The sequence below is a fragment of the Niallia taxi genome, assembly GCF_004005475.1.
Classification (GTDB): Bacteria; Bacillota; Bacilli; order Bacillales; family Cytobacillaceae; genus Niallia; species Niallia taxi.
In genome coordinates, this window is sequence record NZ_RZTZ01000051.1 from 1 (window position 1) to 1,473 (window position 1,473).

Below are 1,473 nucleotides of genomic sequence, written 5' to 3' on the forward strand. Positions count from 1 at the left end.
TAAAATGTACCCTATAGAGTAGACACTTAAAAAAAGTCTACCTATAGGGTATTTTTTTGTATAATTATGTAACACAACTAGAGAAACATGGAGACGGAGAAAATAATGAGTAAAAAGATTTTCACAGAGAAAGAGATCAAGCAGCTATCCACTAATAAATACGTTAAATCTGTAAGTACAAAAGGAATCACTTATACAGATGAATTTAAACATATTTTTATTACTGAGAAAGAGAAGGGAAATTTAACAAGAAATATATTTGAACAATGTGGCTTTGACGTTGAGGTTTTGGGGATGGATAGAGTTTATTCAGCGAGTAAAAGATGGAAAAAAGCATACAAAATGAACGGGATAATCGGTTTACGTGACACAAGGGCAGAAAACTCGGGGCGCCCAATAGAAAGAGATCGGACCATGGAAGAGAAAAATGCTTGCTTAGAAGCACAAATTAACTTACTAAAGGCTGAAAACGAACTATTAAAAAAGATTCGTTTGGCAGAAAGGGGGATGAGGAATTAGAACTCCCCCCTAGCCAAAGGTATATTCTTATTCGCTCAGTGATTGAAAAATATAAATTAAATCATATGGTGAAGTACTTATGTCAAATAGCTGGCGTCTCAAGAAGTGGCTATTATCAGTACTTCTCAGCTAAGACACAAGAACAAAGAAAGCGCAAAAATGAAAAGGATGAAATTGTAAAGGAGATTGTCTTAAAAGCTTTTAATTTCAAAGGGCGAAAGAAAGGGGCACGTCAAATTAAAATGACTTTGGCGGGTCAATTTGATGTTGTCTACAATTTGAAACGTATTCGACGCATTATGAAGAAGTACGGCATTATTTGCCCCTTTAGAAAGGCAAATCCTTATAGACGAATGATGAAAGCTACAAAAGAACATCGCGTTGTACCAAACCTTTTAAATAGACAATTTAAGCAAGGAATTCCAAGGAAAGTGCTTCTGACTGATATCACATATCTTCATTTCGGCAAAGGGCTAAGAGCCTATTTATCAGTCATTAAGGACGGTTCAACTGGTGAAATTTTAGCCTATCATGTATCGGATAGAATGACCTTGGAATTAGCTACAGATACTCTCAAGAAGTTAAAGAAGAACAAAAACTTTAAGAAAGCAAAAGATGCCTTAATTCACTCGGATCAAGGTGTTCATTATACAAGTCCTATCTTTCAAAAAGCAGTAAAGAAATTAGGGTTACGTCAATCTATGTCAAGACGAGGAAACTGTTGGGATAACGCCCCTCAAGAATCATTCTTTGGCCATTTTAAAGATGAAGCCTCTATTAAAGCATGTACAAGTCTAGATGAATTAAGAAAAGAAATTAAACAATATATGATTTATTACAATTACTATAGATATCAGTGGAACTTAAAAAAGATGACCCCTGTTCAATACAGAGATCATCTTCTTAAAACTGCCTAGGCTTTTTTTAAATGTCCTTTACAAAGGGTACACTTTA

Annotated in this window: 1 protein-coding gene; it reads left to right on the forward strand. The window is 34.6% G+C overall.

What is annotated here, in order from left to right:
* The first annotated feature begins 105 nt into the window (after window positions 1–105).
* Window positions 106–1,436, forward strand: a protein-coding gene (locus EM808_RS28335) for an IS3 family transposase (protein ID WP_235856747.1) whose coding sequence is annotated in 2 segments (ribosomal slippage) — window positions 106–478 and window positions 478–1,436 — 1,332 coding nt in all. Because the reading frame shifts where the segments join, the coding sequence is not laid out codon by codon here.
* The last annotated feature ends 37 nt before the right edge of the window (window positions 1,437–1,473 follow it).